At 68.5% G+C, this 20,179-nt stretch carries 17 protein-coding genes, 1 pseudogene and 1 riboswitch; of the genes and pseudogenes, 6 read left to right on the forward strand and 12 right to left on the reverse strand.

Annotated elements, in window-relative coordinates; translation table 11 throughout:
* Positions 1-179, reverse strand: a 179-nt coding sequence (locus ACNFOC_RS03975; RefSeq protein WP_416956707.1) for a CoA transferase, incomplete at its 3' end; no start/stop codon positions are given.
* Positions 180-207: 28 nt separating this feature from the next.
* Here ACNFOC_RS03975 and ACNFOC_RS03980 point away from each other — a divergent pair.
* The 5 genes and pseudogenes from ACNFOC_RS03980 to ACNFOC_RS04000 all read left to right on the forward strand — a co-directional run bounded on the left by ACNFOC_RS03980 (position 208) and on the right by ACNFOC_RS04000 (position 6,143).
* Positions 208-1,446 (forward strand): HD-GYP domain-containing protein, encoded by a 1,239-nt coding sequence (locus ACNFOC_RS03980; RefSeq protein ID WP_416956605.1) that lies wholly within the window; start codon positions 208-210, stop codon positions 1,444-1,446.
* Between the two features lie 104 nt (positions 1,447-1,550).
* On the forward strand, positions 1,551-2,531 hold the full coding sequence (locus ACNFOC_RS03985; RefSeq protein ID WP_416956607.1) for a tetratricopeptide repeat protein: 981 nt from the start codon (positions 1,551-1,553) through the stop codon (positions 2,529-2,531).
* Between the two features lie 201 nt (positions 2,532-2,732).
* Positions 2,733-3,383, forward strand: coding sequence for a peptide deformylase (def, locus tag ACNFOC_RS03990; protein ID WP_416956609.1), 651 nt, complete (start codon positions 2,733-2,735; stop codon positions 3,381-3,383).
* Positions 3,384-3,680: 297 nt separating this feature from the next.
* Positions 3,681-4,776: pseudogene (gene cyc1, locus ACNFOC_RS03995) on the forward strand (epi-isozizaene synthase).
* Positions 4,773-6,143 carry a bifunctional albaflavenone monooxygenase/terpene synthase gene (locus ACNFOC_RS04000; protein WP_416956611.1) on the forward strand — a complete coding sequence of 457 codons (1,371 nt, stop codon included), beginning with the start codon at positions 4,773-4,775 and terminating at the stop codon, positions 6,141-6,143. The pseudogene cyc1 and the gene ACNFOC_RS04000 overlap by 4 nt, the downstream one beginning before the upstream one ends.
* A gap of 16 nt (positions 6,144-6,159) precedes the next feature.
* On the opposite strand, the gene ACNFOC_RS04005 is transcribed toward ACNFOC_RS04000, so the two are convergent.
* On the reverse strand, positions 6,160-7,122 hold the full coding sequence (locus ACNFOC_RS04005; RefSeq protein WP_416956613.1) for a GlxA family transcriptional regulator: 963 nt from the start codon (positions 7,120-7,122) through the stop codon (positions 6,160-6,162).
* Between the two features lie 87 nt (positions 7,123-7,209).
* On the opposite strand from ACNFOC_RS04005, the gene ACNFOC_RS04010 reads away from it, so the two are divergent.
* Positions 7,210-7,374, forward strand: coding sequence for a hypothetical protein (locus tag ACNFOC_RS04010; protein ID WP_416956615.1), 165 nt, complete (start codon positions 7,210-7,212; stop codon positions 7,372-7,374).
* Here the strand turns inward: ACNFOC_RS04010 and ACNFOC_RS04015 are convergent.
* From ACNFOC_RS04015 to ACNFOC_RS04060, 10 genes are all read right to left on the reverse strand, one after another.
* On the reverse strand, positions 7,352-7,810 hold the full coding sequence (locus ACNFOC_RS04015; protein WP_416956617.1) for a hypothetical protein: 459 nt from the start codon (positions 7,808-7,810) through the stop codon (positions 7,352-7,354). The genes ACNFOC_RS04010 and ACNFOC_RS04015 overlap by 23 nt on opposite strands.
* A 126-nt stretch (positions 7,811-7,936) precedes the next feature.
* Positions 7,937-10,018 carry a putative Ig domain-containing protein gene (locus ACNFOC_RS04020; RefSeq protein WP_416956618.1) on the reverse strand — a complete coding sequence of 694 codons (2,082 nt, stop codon included), beginning with the start codon at positions 10,016-10,018 and terminating at the stop codon, positions 7,937-7,939.
* Positions 10,019-10,326: 308 nt separating this feature from the next.
* On the reverse strand, positions 10,327-11,340 hold the full coding sequence (locus ACNFOC_RS04025; protein WP_019058297.1) for a ribonucleotide-diphosphate reductase subunit beta: 1,014 nt from the start codon (positions 11,338-11,340) through the stop codon (positions 10,327-10,329).
* Positions 11,340-13,784, reverse strand: coding sequence for a ribonucleoside-diphosphate reductase subunit alpha (locus ACNFOC_RS04030; protein ID WP_416956620.1), 2,445 nt, complete (start codon positions 13,782-13,784; stop codon positions 11,340-11,342). Before ACNFOC_RS04030 ends, ACNFOC_RS04025 begins: the two co-directional genes overlap by 1 nt.
* A gap of 125 nt (positions 13,785-13,909) precedes the next feature.
* Positions 13,910-14,033, reverse strand: a riboswitch (cobalamin riboswitch).
* Between the two features lie 52 nt (positions 14,034-14,085).
* Complete coding sequence (locus ACNFOC_RS04035; protein WP_416956622.1) at positions 14,086-14,592, reverse strand: GNAT family N-acetyltransferase; 507 nt, start codon at positions 14,590-14,592, stop codon at positions 14,086-14,088.
* 113 nt (positions 14,593-14,705) lie between these two features.
* Positions 14,706-16,307, reverse strand: a complete 1,602-nt coding sequence (gene mctP / locus ACNFOC_RS04040) for a monocarboxylate uptake permease MctP (protein ID WP_416956624.1) — start codon at positions 16,305-16,307, stop codon at positions 14,706-14,708.
* Positions 16,304-16,567, reverse strand: coding sequence for a DUF3311 domain-containing protein (locus ACNFOC_RS04045; protein ID WP_416956626.1), 264 nt, complete (start codon positions 16,565-16,567; stop codon positions 16,304-16,306). The genes mctP and ACNFOC_RS04045 overlap by 4 nt, the downstream gene beginning before the upstream one ends.
* Positions 16,568-16,706: 139 nt before the next feature.
* The gene (locus ACNFOC_RS04050; RefSeq protein ID WP_416956628.1) at positions 16,707-16,907 is read right to left on the reverse strand and encodes a YbdD/YjiX family protein; all 201 of its coding nucleotides are present in this window, start codon (positions 16,905-16,907) and stop codon (positions 16,707-16,709) included.
* Entirely contained in the window at positions 16,879-19,023 is a 2,145-nt protein-coding gene (locus tag ACNFOC_RS04055) for a carbon starvation CstA family protein (RefSeq protein WP_416956630.1), read from the reverse strand. Before ACNFOC_RS04055 ends, ACNFOC_RS04050 begins: the two co-directional genes overlap by 29 nt.
* Positions 19,024-19,163: 140 nt before the next feature.
* Complete coding sequence (locus ACNFOC_RS04060; RefSeq protein ID WP_416956632.1) at positions 19,164-19,928, reverse strand: GntR family transcriptional regulator; 765 nt, start codon at positions 19,926-19,928, stop codon at positions 19,164-19,166.
* Positions 19,929-20,179: the final 251 nt, after the last annotated feature.

The following is a 20,179-nucleotide window of genomic DNA, read 5'->3' on the forward strand; positions in this document are numbered from 1 at the left end:
GTGCTGTCGTAGCCGCCCTTGGTGGCCTCGTCGCCGCGCGGGCCGAAGCCGCTGCCCCGCACGTAGATGATGTCCGGGTTGATCGCCCGGATGTCCTCGACGTCGATGCGCAGTTTCGCGCGCGCCCGGTCACGCCGGGATCGTCCCGCTGAGGCGGCGCGGCTGAGCGAGGAGATCACGTCCACCGAGCAGGCCCTCGCCGGTCTGATGCGGGACTCTCTCACCCTCACCCTCATCCACACCTCCGCCACCCTCCTCGCCACCACCTCCCTCACCCTCACCCTCTGGACCGGCCTCGAAGAACCCGGAGTAGCCCTCGCCTTCGGAGTACTCGTCGCCGTAGGGGAGTTGAGCCGCTGGAACGGAACCGGTCTCCGCGAAACCGCCCCCCTCGGCGCGGCCGGCGCCCTCTCCTACGCCCTGCTCGGCGCCGACGCGGGCGAGCCCACCCACCACGGTGTCTTCCAGGTCGTCGCCGTGGTCGTGGCGGCCGCCCTCGTCGGCTGTGTTCCGCACATCGCGCGCGGCCGGAGCCGGACGCCGGACCACATGGCCCGCCGCGTCCTGACCGTCGGCTTCGCGGCCGTCTGTTTCCAACCCCTGTACAACCAGGGCGTGTTCAGACACTGGGGCGGGCCCGCCTACGCCGTGCTCCTGCTCGCGCTGCTCTCCCTCACCGCGCTCTGCGACGCCGTGCTCGCCGCCGCGGTCGCGAACTCGCGGACCCGGTGGCCGTTCGGGCCGCTGCTGCGGGACGAGCTGCGGGGGATGCTCGGGATCGGGTCGGCGGTGTGCGCGACCGGCGCGGTGATGGCGCTCGCGGTCGCCGTCGTGGGGTTGTGGGCGCTGCCCGTGTTCTCGCTGCCGCTGCTGCTGACCCAGCTGTCGTTCCGGCGGTACGCGGCCGTACGGGACACCTACCGGCAGACCATCGCCTCCCTCGCCCGGTCCACCGAGATAGCCGGTTACACGCCTGCCGGGCACGCCCGCCGGGTCGCCGCGCTGTGTCAGGCGGTCGGGCGGGACCTGGGGCTGTCCGAGCCCGACCTCACCGTCCTGGAGTACGCCGCCCTGATGCACGACATCGGCCAGCTCAGCCTCGTCGACCCGGTACCGGCCGGCGCCACCGCCGTACTCCCCGCCGAGGAGCAGCGGCGGATAGCGCTGCTCGGCGGGGCCGTCGTACGGCAGACCGGGGTGAGTCCTCAGGTGGCGGCCGTCGTGGAGCGGCAGGCCGACCCGTGCCGGGAGCAGCCGCTCTCCGCGCGGATCGTCCGGGCCGTGAACGCGTACGAGGAGAAAACGCGGGCAGGCGGCCCCGGCGGGCCCCTCCAGGCGTTGGAGGAGCTGCGCCTCGGGACCGCCGGGGACTACGCTCCCGAGGTCGTGGAAGCACTGGCCCGGGTACTGTCCCGGGACTGTCTGACCTTGCCTTCGGCTGGGTAACCCATGGGTAATGAGCGCCCTCCCAGTCGTACGTGGTTGGATGCGAAGAAGAGGGTGTCCGGGGGCAGAGCCAGCCCAACGAACGGAACTGGCAGGCGGGAATCGTGAGGATCTTCGGCAAGGGACGGCACCGGCCCTCCGCCTCCTGGCGGCAGGCCACAGACCGCGCGTTCACGCTGATCGGCGACGGTCGGTACGAGGACGCGGGCGCGCTGCTGACGCGGGCCGCCGATCTGGAGCCCTGGCTGTCCGAGTCCTGGTTCAACCTCGCCCTGCTGCACAAGTTCCGGCACGACTGGGAGCAGGCGCGGGCGGCCGGACTGCGGGCCGTGGCGCTGCTCGACCGGGAGGCCGGCGCGCCTGACTGGTGGAACGTGGGTATCGCGGCCACCGCCCTCCAGGACTGGCCGCTGGCCCGGCGGGCCTGGCAGGCGTACGGGCTGCGGGTGCCGGGCGGGGTCACCGGAGCGGGTGAGCCGGCGGGCATGGATCTCGGCAGCGCTGCCGTACGGCTGTCTCCGGAAGGGGAGGCCGAGGTGGTGTGGGGGCGGCGGCTGGACCCCGCGCGGATCGAGGTGCTGTCCATTCCGCTTCCCTCGTCCGGGCGACGCTGGGGTGAGGTCGTCCTGCACGACGGGGTGCCGCACGGCGAGCGGACGACCGCCGCCGGGCACTCGTACCCCGTCTTCGACGAGATCGAGTTGTGGGCGCCGTCGCCTGTGCCTACGTGGGTGGTGCTGCTGGAGGCTGCCGCCGAGGCCGATCGGGATGCGTTGGAGCAGTTGGCGGCGGATGCGGGGTTCGCGGCGGAGGACTGGTCGTCTTCCGTGCGGTTGCTGTGCCGGATGTGTTCGGAGTCCCAGATGCCTTCCGATGAGGGTGACGGGGAGCATCTTGATCCGCATGATCACAGTGAGCCGGGGCATCCTGGGCCGCTGGGTCACCGGACGGACGGGCAGTTGTGGGTGCCTGAGCGTGAGTGTGGGTTGGCTGCGCCGGCGTCGCTTGTTCGGGGGTTGTTGGACGGGTGGGTTGCCGATAGCCCTGACTCTCGGGACTGGCGGGATCTGGAAGAGGTCTGCTGAGGTCGGTGGTCGGGTGCGGGTCCGTTGTGGCTGGTCGCGCAGTTCCCCGCGCCCCTAAAAGACAAAAGACAGGGCGTTGTGGTTGGTGGCGTCCACGCGGCGGAGCCGCATCGAGCACAGCCCCGCGCCCCTGTCAGGGCGCTGCACGTACCCTGTATCAGCAGTAATCCCCCCCGGTTTTTGAGGAAGGCGTTCGTCGGCATGGCGCAGCAGGACACCGATCAGCAGCACGTGGGCGTGCTTCCCGTGGACGACGAGGGGTTCGTCGTCGACACCGAGGGCACCGAGGAGCGTGAGGCGGCCTGGCGGGAGCGGGGGAGTTCGCGGGCCATCACGGTCGTCGGGAATCCGGTGCTGCACAAGGAGTGCAAGGACGTCACCGAGTTCGGCGCGGAGCTGGAGACGCTGGTGGCGGACATGTTCGCCTCGCAGCGCACCGCCGAGGGCGTCGGGCTCGCCGCCAACCAGGTCGGCGTCGACCTGAAGGTCTTCGTCTACGACTGCATGGACGACGAGGGCAAGCGGCATGTCGGTGTCGTCTGCAATCCCAAGCTCGTCGACCTGCCCGCCGACAAGCGGCATCTGGACGAGAGCAACGAGGGGTGTCTGTCCGTGCCGACCGCGTATGCGCCGCTCGCGCGGCCCGACTACGCCGAGGTGACCGGTCAGGACGAGCGGGGCAACCCGATCAAGGTCCGCGGCACCGGCTACTTCGCTCGGTGTTTGCAGCACGAGACCGATCACCTCTACGGCTACCTCTACATCGACCGGCTCTCCAAGCGTGACCGCAAGGACGCGCTGCGGCAGATGGCCGAGAACGAGCCCCGCTACCCCGTGGTCGCCAACGACTGATCCGGCCGACCCCAGCGGTCGACCCATCTCCCTTACGTACGGCGTCTGTTCAGGTGCAACTCCCTGACCAGGCGCCGTTCGTCTGTCCCTCGCACATTCGATCGTTTTCGCTCGTGTAGTGATCCAGAATCGGTCACACAAGGGGGGATTCTCGGCACTTGGGGGTAGTGAAGGGAGCAAATCCATTCCCAGAACGGTCAGTTGTGGTGCTGAATAGGAAGTGCGGGGATACGCAACGGCGCACGCCCGGCACAGCGGGAGGGGCGTACGCAACTGGCGGCTGAGAGGGGTTTGTTCGTGCCTGCTTTCTCGCACAGCACCGCATCGGCAACGGCAACGGTAACGACGGCGATCGAGGTTCCACCGTCGCTCTCTCCCGGTGATCGAGACGGCGTTTCCCCGGCAACTGCATCCGTATTGGCCGACGCTCCAGGAGAAGACACGTGTCTGGCTGCTGGAAAAGCACCTCATGTCGGGGGACAAGGTAAGGGAATATGCCGACGGTCTGTGCTACACGGACCTGATGGCCGGGTATTACCTGGGCGCACCGGACGAGGTGCTCCAGGCGATAGCGGACTACAGCGCGTGGTTCTTCGTCTGGGACGACCGCCACGACCGGGACATCGTGCACCAACGCCCCGACGCCTGGCGGCGGTTGAGGTTCCGGTTGCACGCGGCACTGGATTCACCACGGCACCATCTGCTCCACCCGGATCCCCTGGTCGCGGGGTTCGCCGACAGCATGATGCGGATCTACTCGTTCCTGCCGGACACCTGGAACGCGCGGTTCGCCCGGCACTTCCACGCGGTCATCGAGGCCTACGACCGTGAATTCCGCAACCGTACCGAGGGGACCGTCCCCACGGTCGAGGAATACCTCGCGCTGCGCCGGCTCACCTTCGCCCACTGGATCTGGACGGATCTGCTGGAGGCGAGCGCGGGGCTCGAACTCCCGGACGCGGTAAGGAAACACCCGGGATATCGGCGGGCGGCACTGCTCAGCCAGGAATTCGCCGCCTGGTACAACGACCTCTGCTCGCTGCCCAAAGAGCTCGCGGGCGACGAGTTCCACAATCTCGGAATCAGCCTCATCGCACACGAGGGGCTGACTCTTGAGGAGACGGTCGCCGAAGTGAGGCGCCGGGTCGAGGAATGCATCGCCGAATTCCTCGTCGCGGAACAGGACACCTTACGGCTCGCCGACCGGCTCGACGACGGCACGGTGCGCGGAATGGAATTGAGTGCCGCGGTACGGACCTGCCTCGGCAATATGCGGAACTGGTTCAGCACCGTCTACTGGTTCCACCACGAGTCCGGCCGTTACATGGTCGACAGCTGGGACGACCGGTCCACACCCCCGTACGTCAACAACGAAGCGGCAGGTGAGAAATGACCGTCGAGTCTGTGCAGCCCGCGGCATCCGAGGTGCCGGAGCTGCTTGAACCGCCCGTCGCGGGCGGCCGGGTCCCGCTTCTCGGCCACGGCTGGAAACTGGTCCGCGACCCGCTGGCCTTCATGGCCCAACTCCGCGACCACGGCGACGTCGTAAGGCTCCGCCTCGGCCCCAAGACGGTCTACGCCGTCACCGCGCCCGCCCTCACCGGCGCCCTGGCGCTGAACCCCGAGTTCATCATCGCGGGCCCGCTGTGGGAGTCCCTGGAGGGACTGCTCGGGAAGGAAGGGGTGGCCACCGCCAACGGGGCCCTGCACCGGCGCCAACGGCGCATCATCCAGCCCGCGTTCCGGCTCGACGCGATCCCCGGCTACGGGCCGATCATGGAGGAGGAGGTGCACGCGCTCACCGAGCGGTGGAAGTCCGGCGAGATGATCGACTGCACCTCCGAGTCCTTCCGGGTCGCCGTGCGGATCGCGGCCCGCTGTCTGCTGCGCGGCGACTTCATGGACGAGCGCGCCGAGCGGCTGTGCGTCGCGCTCGCCACCGTCTTCCGGGGCATGTACCGGCGGATGGTGATACCGGCCGGACCGCTCTACCGGCTGCCCCTCCCGGCCAACCGCCAATTCAACCGGGCATTGGCCGATTTGCATCTCCTGGTCGACGAGATCGTCGCCGAGCGGCGCGAATCTGGTCAAAAGCCGGACGATTTGCTGACGGCATTGCTGGAGGCGACGGACGACAATGGCGACCCGATCGGGGAACAGGAGATCCACGACCAGGTCGTCGCGATCCTCACCCCCGGAAGCGAGACAATCGCGTCCACGATCATGTCGCTGCTCCAGATCCTCACCGAACACCCGGAACACGCCGACAAGGTACGCGAAGAGGTTGAATCCGTAACGGGCGGCCGCCCGGTGGCATTCGACGACGTCCGCAAGCTCACGTACACGAACAATGTCGTCGTCGAGACGCTGCGGCTGCTTCCCGCCGTATGGATATTGACGCGGCGGGCGGTCGCCGACACCGAACTGGGCGGCTATCGGATTCCGGCCGGGGCCGACATCATCTACAGCCCCTACGCCATCCAGCGCGACCCGCGTTCGTATGACCGAAACGAGGACTTCGACCCCGACCGCTGGCTTCCGGAACGGTCCAAGGACGTACCGAAGTTCGCCATGAGCCCGTTCAGCAACGGCAACCGGAAGTGTCCCAGCGACCACTTCTCGATGGCTCTGCTGAGCCTGCTCACGGCGGCGGTGGCGACGAGGTACCGCTTCGAGCAGGTGTCCGGCTCGAACGACGCCACCCGCATCGGCATCACCCTCCACCCGCGCCGGCTGCTGCTCAGGCCCCTGCCGAGGTGAGGTGACGGGCGTGCGTTCAGGCGGCTTCCGGGCCCCTGAACGTACGCCGGTAGGCGTTCGGGGTGGTGCCCAGCGCCCGGACGAACTGGTGGCGCAGGGCGGGCGCGGTGCCGAAGCCGGCGCGCCAGGCGATCGCGTCCATCGTCTCGTCCGTCCCCTCCAGCAACTGCTGGGCCAGCAGCACCCGTTGACGCAGGATCCAGCGGTACGGCGTGGTCCCGGTCTCCTGCTGGAAGCGGCGGGCGAAGGTGCGCGGTGACATGAGGGCGCGGGCGGCGAGCTGTTCGACGGTGACCTCCTGGTCGAGGTGCTCCGCCATCCACACCAGCACCTCGCCCACCGTGTCGCACTGCGAGCGCGGCAGCGGCCGCTCGATGTACTGGGCCTGGCCGCCGTCGCGGTGCGGGGGGACGACCATCCGCCGCGCGATGGCGTTGGCGACCTCCGGCCCCTGCTCCTTGCGCACGATGTGCAGACAGGCGTCGATGCCGGCCGCGGTACCGGCGGAGGTGATCACCGGGTCCGCGTCGACGTACAGCACGTCCGGCTCCACGGCGACCTTCGGGTACCGCCGGGCCAGCAGCTCCGCGTGATGCCAGTGCACCGCGCACCGCCGCCCGTCCAGCAGCCCGGCGGCGGCCAGCACGAACACGCCCGAACAGACGCTGAGCACCCGGGCACCCCGGTCCACGGCCCGTCGTAGGGCATCGAGGAGTGCCTCCGGATACTCCCGGGCCGCATAGGTCGCGCCCGCCGGTACGGCGATCAGGTCCGCGCTCTCCAGGCGTTCCAGGCCGTGCTCGACGGCCAGGGAGAAGCCCGCGTGGGTGGAGAGCGTCGGCCCCTCGGCAGAGGCGACCGCGAAGTCGTAGACCGGCAGCCCCTCGTCGCTGCGGTCGAGGCCGAACACCTCGCAGACGACGCCGAGTTCGAAGGGGTGGACTCCGTCGAGCAGGACCACGGCCACGTTTTTCAGCATGGTGCCAGTGTGCGCCCGGAGTGGCAGTAAATCGAGGGTGTACGGCAGTCCTGCCACTCACGGTAAGGAGTCAAAAGGACGAGACTCATGTCCATGAACTCAGCCATGGACAACCTCATCGCCCTCCTCGCCGTCGTCGGCATCTTCGTGGCCGTGACCTTCCCGTCGCTGCTCGGTATCGCGCACGACCGGCGCATCGACCGTCAGATCAGGACCGCCCACCGGATGATCACTTCGACACCACGACGGTGACCGACCATTCCTGAATGCCCTTGCATGAGATCTTGTGCGCGGCGGTGGCACACAGCGGCCGGGACGACGTGAGCTTCACGGTCCCGGCCGAGACCGCCTCGTACGCGTTGCTCGCGTCGCCGGGCCGGATCAGGATCCCGCTGTTGGTGGCCTTCAGGCCGCTGCCCACGGTCTTCACCGGCGCCCAGGGGCGGCTGGTCGTCCCGTCCAGCAGGATGCGGACGGTGTTGCCGGTCGTCACGCAGAACGTGCCGTTCGAGTCGGTGGCGGCGAGTGTCTCCTTCGCCGTACAGGCCGACCGGCTCTTGCTCGGTGTGGGGGATGACGACGGCGACACACTGCCGCTGCCGGTGTCGGACTTCGTGCCGCCGCAGCCCGTGAGGGCGAGCGCCAGGGTGGCGACGGCGAGGGACGGACCGAGAATAGATCGGCGCATGGGGGCCTCCTTTGCCCCTTTGACGTGTCACGGACGCATCCGGATCCCTCGTGAGCAGTGCAATATCCGTGGACATGACAGAACCCCGGCCGCTGCGAGACGGCCGGGGTTCAGCTCATGAAGGGGTCAGCCGGTCGTCACGGCGGTGTCGTCGAGGACGAAGCTGGTCTGGAGGGAGGAGTCCTCGACGCCGCTGAACTTCAGCGTGACGGTGGAGCCGGCGAAGGAGGACAGGCTGAAGGACTTCGCGACGTACCCACTGGCCGCGTTGAGGTTGGAGTAGGTGGCCAGGGTGGTGGATCCGGCGGTGACCGTCAGCTTGTCGTACGCCGTGCTGGTGCTGGTCTCCGCGGTGTCGACGTGCAGGTAGAAGGTGAAGGTCGTGCCCGTGCAGCCGGACGGGACGGTCACCGACTGGGACAGGGTGTCGGTGTGGGTGGAGCCGTAGCCGTCGAGCCAGGCCTTGTACGAACCGGTGCGGGCCGCCTCGCCGGTGTCGTTGGTGATGACCCCGCTGCTCGCGGTCCAGGTGGTGTTCCCGGACTCGAAGCCCGCGTTGCCCAGGAGCTGGGTCGAGGTGCAGCTGCCGCCGCCGGAGGTGCTGACCGTCCAGGTGAAGGAGGCCGAGCCGGAGGCGCCGGTGCTGTCCTTCGCGGTCACCGTGACGGCGTAGGTGCCGGCGGTGGACGCGGTGCCCGAGATCAGGCCGGCCGAGCTGATCGACAGCCCGGTCGGCAGTCCGGTCGCGCTGTACGTGAGGGCCGCGCCCGCGCTGTCCGAGCCGGAGATCTGGAGGCTGGCCGCGCTGCCGGTCGCGGTGGACTGGCTGCCCGGGTTGGTGACGGTCACCGTGTTGCCCGTGGTGGTGCCGGAGGTGAAGGCGGCGGTGCCGTCCGGGGTGCCCCAGCCGGTCGGGCCGTCGTAGCCGGTGCCCGCGGTGCAGAAGTAACTCGTCGTGCAGGAGCCGTTGTTGCCGCTCGTGACGTCGTACAGGTTGCTGGTGTGGGAGTAGGGGTACTTCGCCGGGTAGTCGCTGGAGCCCGGGGTGCCGGCCAGCGCGTAGACGCCCGCGATGATCGGGGACGAGGCGCTGGTGCCGCCGTAGACCGCCCAGCCGGAGCCGCCGTAGGTGTCGTAGACGGCCACGCCGGTGGCGGGGTCGGCGACGGCGGAGACGTCGGCCTCCATGCGCTTGGTGCAGCCCGTGTCGGTCTGCCAGGTCGGCTTCGCGTCGTAGGCGGAGCAGCCGGAGCCACCGCCCTCGGTGCTGCTGGTCTTCCACACGGACTCGGTCCAGCCGCGCGTGCTGGACGACGTCGACAGCGCGGTGCCGCCGACTGCCGTCACGTACTGGGATGTCGCCGGGTACTCGGCGCCGTAGGCCTCGTCACCGGAGGAGACGGTGATCGCGACGCCCGGGTGCTTGAAGTACGAGGTGTCCTCGGAGGTCTGCGAGGAGGCCTCGTCGCCGCCCCAGCTGTTGGAGACGAACTTCGCGCCCAGGGCGACGGCCTCGTTCTCCGCGGTGCCGAGGTTGGCGTCGGTGGCCGAAGTGGCCTCCACCAGGATGATGTTGCAGTTCGGGCAGACGGCGCTGACCATGTCGATGTCGAGCGCTTCCTCGCCCGCCCAGCCGGTGTCGTTCGTCGGCAGGGAAGTGGTGGAACCGGTCTGGCTGACCTGCTTGAAGCAGCCGCTGGCCTTGGTGCAGGCGGAGAGGCCGAAGTTCGAGCGGTAAGTGGCCAGGTCCGACTCGGCGTTGGGGTCGTTGTACGCGTCGACCACGGCGACCGTCAGGCCGGAGCCGCCGGTCGAGGGAAGCGCGTACGCGCTGTGCAGGTTGGCCGGGCTCAGCCCGGAGACCGCGGCCGCGGCGTCCGCGTGCACGGCGGCGGCCAGCTTCTGCTTGATGTCGGTGCGCCGCTGGGCGAAGCAGGATGCCGAACCGGGGGCCGCGGCGGCACACAGGTGCTCGGTCGGCACCTTCTGCCCGGCCTTGCCGGTCGAGTGGACGGCCTGGGCCGCGGGGGAGGTCAGGGCCTTGGAGTTCTGGGTGGCCTTGGAGACCTGGGCGGACTGGACGGCTGCCTGGGGGGCGGGCTGCGCGTCGGCGGGGGAGGCCGCCACGAGCCCGAAGACGCTGAGGGTGAGGGCGGGTATGGCGGCGGTCAGCAGTCTTCGCAGACTCCGTCTGGGCTTCTCACGCATGGGGTACTGCCTCCATTTGGAGTGGGGGTCCTCGGCGTGGTGGCAGGCCTGTGACGCGCGTAGCGGCGGCAGATGACATCGTCATGGGCATGACACTTTGAGCGTCCTGTGGGGCCACTGGTGAATGGCATGAACAGGACGGGCAGAACGTAGCCGGGGCGACGAGACCGCGAACAGACGCACCCCATGAACTTTGCCGCTCCATAGAAACTCCATGGACGGCCCATGGAAGCTCCATGGGCCGTCCGCGAAGTAAGAGGCAGATAAGGGGACTCGGGCGCCCTCTGGGGAACCCTCCTCCGAGGGGCCTAGAAGTCCTCGTCCAGGTCGACCGTGCCCTCCACCGCGACCTGGTACGCCGACGGGCGGCGCTCGAAGAAGTTGGTCAGCTCCTGGACGCCCTGCAACTCCATGAAGGAGAAGGGGTTCTCGGAGCCGTAGACCGGCGCGAAGCCCAGCCGCTGGAGGCGCTGGTCCGCGACACACTCCAGGTACTGGCGCATCGAGTCGGTGTTCATGCCCGGCAGACCCTCACCGCACAGGTCGCGCCCGAACTGAAGCTCCGCCTCGACGGCTTCGCGCAGCATGTCGGTCACCTCCTGCTGGAGTTGGTCGTCGAACAGCTCCGGCTCCTCCTTGCGGACGGTGTCGACCACCTCGAAGGCGAAGCTCATGTGCATGGTCTCGTCGCGGAACACCCAGTTGGTGCCGGTGGCGAGGCCGTGCAGGAGACCCCGGCTGCGGAACCAGTAGACGTACGCGAACGCGCCGTAGAAGAACAGGCCCTCGATGCACGCGGCGAAGCAGATCAGGTTGAGGAGGAAGCGGCGGCGGTCGGCCTGGGTCTGGAGGCTGTCCAGCTTCTCGACCTCGTTGATCCACTTGAAGCAGAACTCGGCCTTCTCGCGGATGGAGGGGATGTTCTCCACCGCGTCGAAGGCGGCCGCCCTGTCCGCGGGGTCGGGCAGGTAGGTGTCGAGGAGCGTCAAGTAGAACTGGACGTGCACCGCCTCCTCGAAGAGCTGACGGCTCAAGTACAGCCGCGCCTCAGGGGAGTTGATGTGCTTGTACAGCGTCAGCACGAGGTTGTTCGCCACGATCGAGTCGCCCGTCGCGAAGAACGCGACCAGCCGGCCGATCATGTGCTGCTCACCCGGCGTCAGCTTCGCGAGGTCGGCGACGTCCGAGTGGAGGTCGACCTCCTCGACGGTCCAGGTGTTCTTGATCGCGTCCCGGTAGCGCTCGTAGAAGTCCGGGTAGCGCATGGGGCGGAGGGTCAGCTCGAAGCCCGGGTCGAGGAGGTTCTTTTCGGTGGAGCTCATTACTGGCAGGCCTCGCAGGACTCGGGGTTCTCAAGGGAGCAGGCGACCGCGTCTTCGTCGGGCGTCAACTGCTGTACGGGGATGGGGGTTTGGGTCTGAGCCTGGGCCGCGCGGGCGATGCGGGTCGCCGGGCGCGAGCGCAGGTAGTACGTCGTCTTCAGGCCCTGCTTCCAGGCGTACGCGTACATCGAGGAGAGCTTGCCGATCGTCGGCGTCTCCAGGAACAGGTTCAGGGACTGGGACTGGTCCAGGTACGGCGTGCGGGCGGCGGCCATGTCGATCAGGCCGCGCTGCGGGATCTCCCACGCGGTGCGGTACAGGGCGCGCACGTCGGCCGGGATCCAACTGAAGCCCTGCACCGAGCCGTTGGCCTCGCGCAGCGCCTCACGGGTGCGGGCGTCCCACACGCCGAGCCGCTTCAACTCGTCGACCAGGTAGGAGTTGACCTGGAGGAACTCGCCGGAGAGCGTCTCGCGCTTGAACAGATTGGAGACCTGCGGCTCGATGCACTCGTAGACGCCCGCGATCGAGGCGATGGTGGCGGTGGGGGCGATCGCCAGCAACAGGCTGTTGCGCATGCCGGTTCGGGCGATACGTTCCCGCAGTGCGGCCCAGCGCTCCGGCCAGGTCAGTTCCACGTCGTAGTGGTCGGGGTGCAGGACACCCCGGGCCGTGCGGGTCTTCTCCCAGGCGGGCAGCGGGCCGTTGCGCTCGGCGAGTTCGGCGGAGGCCTCGTACGCGGCGAGCATGATGCGCTCGGCGATACGCGTCGAAAGCGCCTGCGCCTGCGGGGAGTCGAAGGGGACGCGCAGCTTGAAGAAGACGTCCTGGAGGCCCATCGCGCCCAGGCCGACCGGGCGCCAGCGGGCGTTGGAACGGCCCGCCTGCTCGGTCGGGTAGAAGTTGATGTCCACGACCCGGTCGAGGAAGGTGACCGCGGTACGGACCGTCTCGTCCAGCCGCTCCCAGTCGATGTCACCGTCGACCACGAACGCGCCCAGGTTCACCGAACCGAGGTTGCAGACCGCCGTCTCGCCGTCGTCCGTGACCTCCAGGATCTCCGTGCAGAGGTTCGAGGAGTGGACCGTGTGGCCCGGCTCGGCGGTCTGGTTGGCGGTGCGGTTGGCCGCGTCCTTGAAGGTCATCCAGCCGTTGCCGGTCTGCGCGAGGGTGCGCATCATGCGGCCGTAGAGGTCGCGGGCCGGGATGGTCTTCTTGGCCAGACCCTGCGCCTCGGCCTTGCGGTACGCGGCGTCGAACTCGTCGCCCCACAGGTCGACCAGCTCGGGCACGTCGGCGGGGGAGAAGAGCGACCAGTCGCCGTTCTCGTTCACCCGGCGCATGAACTCGTCCGGGATCCAGTGCGCCAGGTTCAGGTTGTGCGTACGACGGGCGTCCTCACCCGTGTTGTCCCGCAGCTCCAGGAACTCCTCGATATCGGAGTGCCAGGTCTCCAGGTACACCGCGGCCGCGCCCTTGCGCCGGCCGCCCTGGTTCACCGCGGCGACCGAGGCGTCCAGCGTCTTCAGGAACGGGACGATGCCGTTGGAGTGCCCGTTCGTCCCCCGGATCAGCGAACCGCGGCTGCGGATACGGGAGTACGACAGCCCGATGCCACCGGCGTGCTTCGAGAGGCGGGCGACCTGGTGGTACCGGTCGTAGATGGAGTCCAGCTCGTCCAGCGGGGAGTCGAGCAGGTAGCAGGACGACATCTGAGGGTGCCGGGTGCCGGAGTTGAAGAGCGTGGGGGAGGACGGGAGGTAGTCGAGGCGGCTCATCAGGCGGTAGAGCGCGGCTACTTCGTCCAGGGCGCGGGTGCTGTCGTCCTCGGCGAGACCGGCGGCCACGCGCAGCATGAAGTGCTGGGGGGTCTCGATCACCTTGCGGGTGATCGGGTGCCGCAGGAGGTAACGGCTGTACAGCGTACGGAGCCCGAAGTAGCCGAAGCGGTCGTCGGCCTCCGTGTCGATCAGCGCGTCGAGACGGGCCGCGTGCAGCGTCGCGAACTCGGCGGTGCGGTCCGCGATGAGGCCCTCGCGGTGGCCGACGGCGACGGATTCGGTGAACGTCGTGACGCCCTGGGAGGCGGCCTCGGCGGCGATGCTGACCGTCAGCAGCCGGGCGGCCAGCCGGGAGTAGACGGGGTCCTCGGAGATGAGGCCGGCGGCCGCCTCCGTGGCCAGTTCGCGCAGTTCCGCCACGTCCGCGTGCGCGGACCGGCCGCGCAACGTGGCGGCGGCGACCCGGCCGGGGTCGGCGTCGGGAAGGTCGGCGGTCAGCTCGGTCAGGGTCCGCAGGATCGCGGTACCGGGGCCGTCGGCTCCGGGAACGGTCGCTCCGGGAACGGCCGTACCAGGAACGTCGGTTCCGGTTCCGGTCGCGTTCGCTACGGTCGCCTCGTTCACCTGGGTCGCTGATGCCGGCTCTGCTGGCGCGATGGTCACGGTGGGGCTCTCCCTCGCTCGGCACGGGGCCTCGCTGAGGGCAGGCGGCAGCACACGAGCGCACGGGGCGTCGCGTCCACCGGCCCACTCCACGAGGCCCGGACGTCATGCGCCCTGGCCGGGTGGCCGGACGCGCGCCGTCGGCAGGTCCTCGGACTGACCAGGCGTGCATATGCACGCAAGTACACCGTTGCGGGACAGTTCCGGATTCGCACCGGATTCCCCTGCGGCGACAGCGAGCATGAGCATACATCTTGTGCTCGCCTGTCACGCCACCACCAGATGTTGTGTCGCGGTGGTTTCAGAGTGTCAGCTTGTAGGTGAGCAGAGTGAGATCGTCCAGGTGTGGCACGGGGTTCCAGTCGCGGTCGGGGGTGCGGACGAAACCGAGGCGTTCGTAGATGCGGTGGGCCGCGTGCATGGAGCTCTGGGTCGACAGGACTACGGCCGTGCAGCCCTCCGTGGCTCGGGCGCGGTCGAGGCAGGCGCGGACGAGGGCCTCGCCGGCGCCGCGGCCTCGGGCGGTGCGGGTGATTGCCAGTGCGCGGATTTCTGCCTCGCCGGGGCGGGCTATGTCGGCGACTGGGCCGGGGCCTTGGACGAAGGTGACTCCGCCGAGGAGGTGGTCGCCGTCCACCGCGACGAGAACCTCGGCGGCTGCGGCTCGGCTTGCTACGTCCTTCAGTACGGGGAGGTACGGGTCGGTCTCGCCGTAGTCGAGTAGGCCGTCGTCGAGGTAGGCGTGGGCTGTGAGGGTGCCGAGGGGTTCGTACTCGTCGGGGTGGGCCTGCCGGATCACGATGTCCATGTGATCGAGTGTGCCGGAGGGGTACGACAACGGGCCGCCGTTTTTCTTGCTGTCGGCGGCCCGCTGCGGGTTGTGTGTGGCTGGTCGCGCAGTTCCCCGCGCCCCTGGGAAATTCAGGCGCCGGCGATTACGGGGAGCTCCTCTTTTACCCCCGGGTCGCCTGCGTCTGCCGTGTAGTCGCCGGGGTTGGTCTCGTCGATGCCCTCGGGGGCCTTGAACGCCTTCAAGGCGAACGTGAGGACCACCGTCACCACGACGTTCAGGACGAATGCCGTCAGGCCGATGTAGCCGATCTCACCGATGCCCGGGATCTCCTTCGCGGAGCCGCCGAAGTGGGACTGGGTCGGGGAGGCCACGCCGTACGCGGCGAGGGTGCCGTAGATCATGCCGGTCGCCCAGCCGGCGAGGAGGGCCCAGCGGTGGGGCCAGCGGGTGAAGAGGCCGCCCACCAGGGACGGGAAGGTCTGGAGGATCCAGATGCCGCCGAGGAGTTGGAAGTTGATGGCGACCGTCTTGTCCATCGTCAGGACGAAGGCCAGGGCGCCTACCTTCACCAGGAGCGAGACGATCTTGGAGACCTTTGTCTCCTGGGCGGGGGTCGCGTCCGGTTTGATGAAGTCCTTGTAGATGTTGCGGGTGAAGAGGTTCGCCGCCGCGATGGACATGATGGCCGCGGGGACCAGGGCGCCGATGCCGATCGCCGCGAAGGCCACGCCCGCGAACCAGTCCGGGAACATGTTCTCGAACAGCTGCGGGATGGCCAGTTGGCCGTTGGTGACCTTGACGCCCGCCGCGATCGCCATGAAGCCGAGCAGCGCGAGCAGGCCCAGCATCAGTGAATACAGCGGCAGGATCGTGGTGTTGCGGCGGATCACGTTGCGGCTCTTGGAGGACAGGGTCGCGGTGATCGAGTGGGGGTACATGAACAGGGCCAGTGCCGAGCCCAACGCCAGTGTGGCGTACGTCCATTGGCCCGCCGGTGCGGGGACGAGTCCGCCCGCTCCCGCCGCCTTGAACTTGGCGCCCGCCGCGCTGAAGATGTCGTCGAAGCCGCCGAGCTTGATCGGGATGTAGATGATCGCCACCGCGATCACGATGTAGATCAGGCCGTCCTTCACGAACGCGATCAGCGCGGGCGCCCGTAGACCCGATGAATAGGTGTACGCGGCCAGCACCGCGAACGCGATCAGCAGCGGCAGGTCCTTCACGAACCAGTTGGAACTCGCGCTGCCGCCCACCCCCATGACGTCCAACACGGCCTGGATGCCGACCAGTTGGAGCGCGATGTACGGCATCGTCGCGAGGATGCCGGTGACCGCCACCGCCAGCGAAAGACCCTTCGAGCCGAAGCGGCCGCGTACGAAGTCCGAGGTCGTCACGTAGCCGTGCTTGTGCGACACCGACCAGAGGCGGGGGAGGAACGTGAAGATGAGGGGGTACACGAGGATCGTGTAGGGCACCGCGAAGAAGCCGGCCGCGCCCGCCGCGTAGACCGCCGCCGGGACCGCCACGAACGTATACGCCGTGTAGAGGTCGCCGCCGAGCAGGAACCAGGTGACCCAGGTGCCGAACGACCGTCCGCCCAGGCCCCATTCGTCGAGGCTCTGCTCGTTGTCGGCCCGGCGCCAGCGTGCCGCCAGGAAGCCCAGGACCGTGACGGCCAGGAAGAAGAAGATGAAGACGCCGAGAGCGACGCCGTTCACGCCGTCGTTCACCGGTTGCCTCCGTGGCGGGTCCGCTGGTCACGCTGCCAGAGCTTGTAGGCGGTCATGGTCAGCGCCGCCGAGATCAGCACCCAGAGCATCTGGTACCAGTAGAAGAACGGGATGCCGATGAACGTGGGGTCGATCTTGGAGTAGGAGCCGACCCAGAGCAGCGCCACGAAGGGCGCGAACAGGCAGACGGCGATGACGACACGCGCCGGTGTCACCACCGGTGCCGCCGCTTCGGGCGGAACTTCAGGCACATCTGACATTTCGCGGGTCCGTTCCCTCACTGATCACCTGTGTAACGCGCAGGCAATGTAGGTCACGGAATCACCGCAGCGAAAGACCCCGTCCGCATATCGGCATGTCGATTCGGTGAAGGCCCGACATCGGTGTCAACAGCAGGGCTCAGCAGCAGCGGAAGCCCTGCCTCGGGTCGGCCTCCTGGCGCTCCGTCCGCATCCGTTCGAAGTCGCGGAGGCTGGGGACCTCCGCCTCGGGGTGGTCCCGGCGTACGTGCGCGACATACCGGTCGTACGCCGACTCGTCCATCAACTCTCGGACATACCACCGCACTCCGCTAGTCGCCCGACTGAACGCCGACCACATCGCGCGCCGCCTCCTCTTCCTTCTCCTCCCGGGTCGGGATCAGCCCGGCCGGTGCCACGATCTTCGACTCGACGTACGGCGTCTCGCTCAGCGTGGAGAGCGCGGGGCGGCGGACGTGTCGAACGCAGACGCGAAGGGCGTCCGCGATCACGACCACGACGAGCACCGCGAGAATGGCCGAAAGCACCCCGTCCACCGTGGAGTTGGTGACGACGGTGCGCATGTCGTCCATGGACTTGGCGGGCGGCAGCACCTTGCCCGCGTCGATCGCGTCCTGGAACACCGAGCGTTGCTTGAAGAAGCCGACCTTGGGGTCGCTGGAGAACACCTTCTGCCAGCTCGCGGTCAGGGTGACCGTGGCGTCCCAGGCGAGTGGAACCCCGGTGATCCAGGCCCACTTGAGGCGCCCGGACTTCACCAGGAGGGTGGTGCAGACGGCCAGGGCGACGGCCGCGAGGAGCTGGTTGGAGATGCCGAAGATCGGGAAGAGCTGGTTGATCCCGCCGAGGGGTTCGTGGACGCCGACCCAGAGGAAGTAGCCCCACAGCGCGCACACGATCGCGCTGGTCAGCGCCAGGCCCGGCTTCCAACTCACGTTCTTGAAGGGCCGGTAGACGTTCCCCAGCATGTCCTGGAGCATGAACCGGCCCACGCGCGTGCCCGCGTCCAGCGCGGTCAGGATGAACAGCGCCTCGAACATGATCGCGAAGTGGTACCAGAAGGCACGCAGGCTCCCGCCGGTCACCTTGGAGAAGATCTCCGAGACGCCGACCGCGAGGGTGGGCGCCCCGCCGGTACGGGACAGCAGACTGGTCTCGTCGACGTTCTTCGCGGCCTGAGCGAGGTCGGCGGGGGAGATGTGATAGCCCCAACTGCTCACCACCTGCGAGGCGTTCTGCACCGTCGTGCCGATCGCGCCGGACGGGGCGTTCATCGCGAAGTACAGACCCGGGTCGATGATGCTCGCGGCGACCAGGGCCATGACGGCGACGGACGACTCCATCAGCATGGCGCCGTAGCCGATCATGCGGATCTGGGTTTCCTTCTGGATCATCTTCGGGGTCGTGCCGCTGGAGATGAGCGAGTGGAAGCCGGACAGGGCCCCGCAGGCGATCGTGATGAAGACGAAGGGGAAGAGCGAGCCGGCGAAGACCGGGCCGTTGCCGTGTTTCGCGAAGTCGGTGACGGCGGGCATCTTCAGGGCGGGCAGGGCGACCACGACGCCGATCGCCAGCAGGACGATCGTGCCGATCTTCATGAAGGTGGAGAGGTAGTCGCGCGGGGCGAGCAGGGTCCAGACGGGGAGGATCGAGGCGATGAAGCCGTACGCCACCAGCCAGATCACCAGCGTCGAGGGCGCGAGCGTGAAGGTGCCGGCCCAGGACGACTCGGCGACCCAGCGGCCCGCGACCAGGGCGAGCAGCAGCAGGGCCACGCCGATCAGGGAGACCTCGGAGACCCGGCCGGGGCGAAGTACCCGTAGATAGAAGCCCATCAGCAGGGCGATCGGGATGGTCATGCCGATGGAGAAGGTGCCCCAGGGCGAGGAGGCCAGCGCGTTCACGATGACGAGGGCCAGCACGCCGAGCAGGATGATCATGATGGCGAAGGTGGCGATCAGCGCCGCGGCGCCGCCGAAGGGGCCGATCTCCTCGCGGGCCATCTGCCCAAGTGACCTGCCGTCGCGCCGGGTCGAGAAGAACAGCACCACCATGTCCTGGACCGCGCCCGCGAAGATGACACCGACGATGATCCACACCGTGCCGGGCAGGTAGCCCATCTGCGCGGCGAGTACGGGTCCGACGAGCGGTCCGGCGCCGGCGATCGCGGCGAAGTGGTGGCCCAGCAGGACGCGGCGGTCGGTGGGGTGGTAGTCGATGCCGTTGTCGAGGCGTTCGGCCGGGGTGGCCCGGGTGCCGTCGACCTTCAGGACCTTGTACGCGATGAACTTCGCGTAGAAGCGGTAGGCGATGGCGTACGAGCCGAGCGCGGCGGCGACCATCCAGGCGGCCGACACGTTCTCGCCCCGCGCCAGCGCGAGTACGGACCAGCCCGCCGCGCCGACGAGCGCGACGAGGGTCCAGACGACGATGGTTCGGACGTTCGCGGTACGCACCGGGTGGTCCTCCCGTCCATGCGGCGACGGGAGGAACGTAGAGCAGCTTCGGTGACAGCGCTACACCGCGTGCACTACCTCAAGTGGCGCGAACCGTATGCCCTTTGGGCAATGGGCTTGGCCGGTGGGGCGTTTGAGGCTCAGTCGGTGGGGCGCTTGAGGCGGGCCACGAACTTGTACCGGTCCCCCCGGTACACCGACCGCACCCACTCCACCGGATTGCCCTCCTTGTCGAGGGAGTGGCGGGAGAGCATCAGCATCGGGAGGCCGACGTCGGTGCTGAGCAGGCCGGCCTCGCGCGGGGTGGCCAGCGAGGTCTCGATGGTCTCCTCGGCCTCGGCGAGGTGGACGTCGTAGACCTCGGCCAACGCCGTGTACAGGGACGTGTACTTGACGAGAGACCTGCGCAGCGCGGGGAAGCGCTTCGCGCTGAGGTGGGTCGTCTCGATGGCCATCGGCTCGGCGTTCGCCATGCGCAGGCGCTCGATGCGCAGGACGCGGCCGCCGGCGGTGATGTCGAGCAGGTCGGCGAGGGTGTCGTCGGCGGTGATGTAGCCGATGTCCAGGAGCTGCGAGGTCGGTTCGAGGCCCTGGGCCCGCATGTCCTCGGTGTACGAGGTGAGTTGGAGCGCCTGCGAGACCTTCGGCTTGGCGACGAACGTGCCCTTGCCCTGGATGCGCTCCAGGCGGCCCTCGACGACGAGTTCCTGAAGGGCCTGGCGCACGGTGGTGCGCGAGGTGTCGAACTCCGCCGCGAGGGTGCGCTCGGGCGGGACGGGGGTGCCCGGCGGCAGCGTCTCCGTCATGTCGAGCAGGTGCTTCTTCAAGCGGTAGTACTTGGGCACACGCGCGGTGCGGACGGTAGGCCCACCCTCGTTCTCCGCACTGCTGACGTCGGTGCTCATGCTCCGCCTTCCCGGCTCCGGACAAGGGTCACTTGGTGATCCCCTCTGTATACCGTCGCCGTCTCTTTTGGTCTAGTCCACAGCGCCAAGTGGTCTAGCGGACGACAGTACTCCGGCACCGTTGTTTTCGCTGCCTTCTTACTTAAAGGTTCCTGCATATGTAGGTCGCATAACGGCTGGTCAGGGGTGTTTCGGGGGCTCTTGACAGGCCCTGTGGTCTGGTCCAAGCTCCCGGTACTGGTCTACACCAT

It is taken from the genome of Streptomyces colwelliae (assembly GCF_048158785.1).
In the GTDB taxonomy this organism is placed as follows: domain Bacteria; phylum Actinomycetota; class Actinomycetes; order Streptomycetales; family Streptomycetaceae; genus Streptomyces.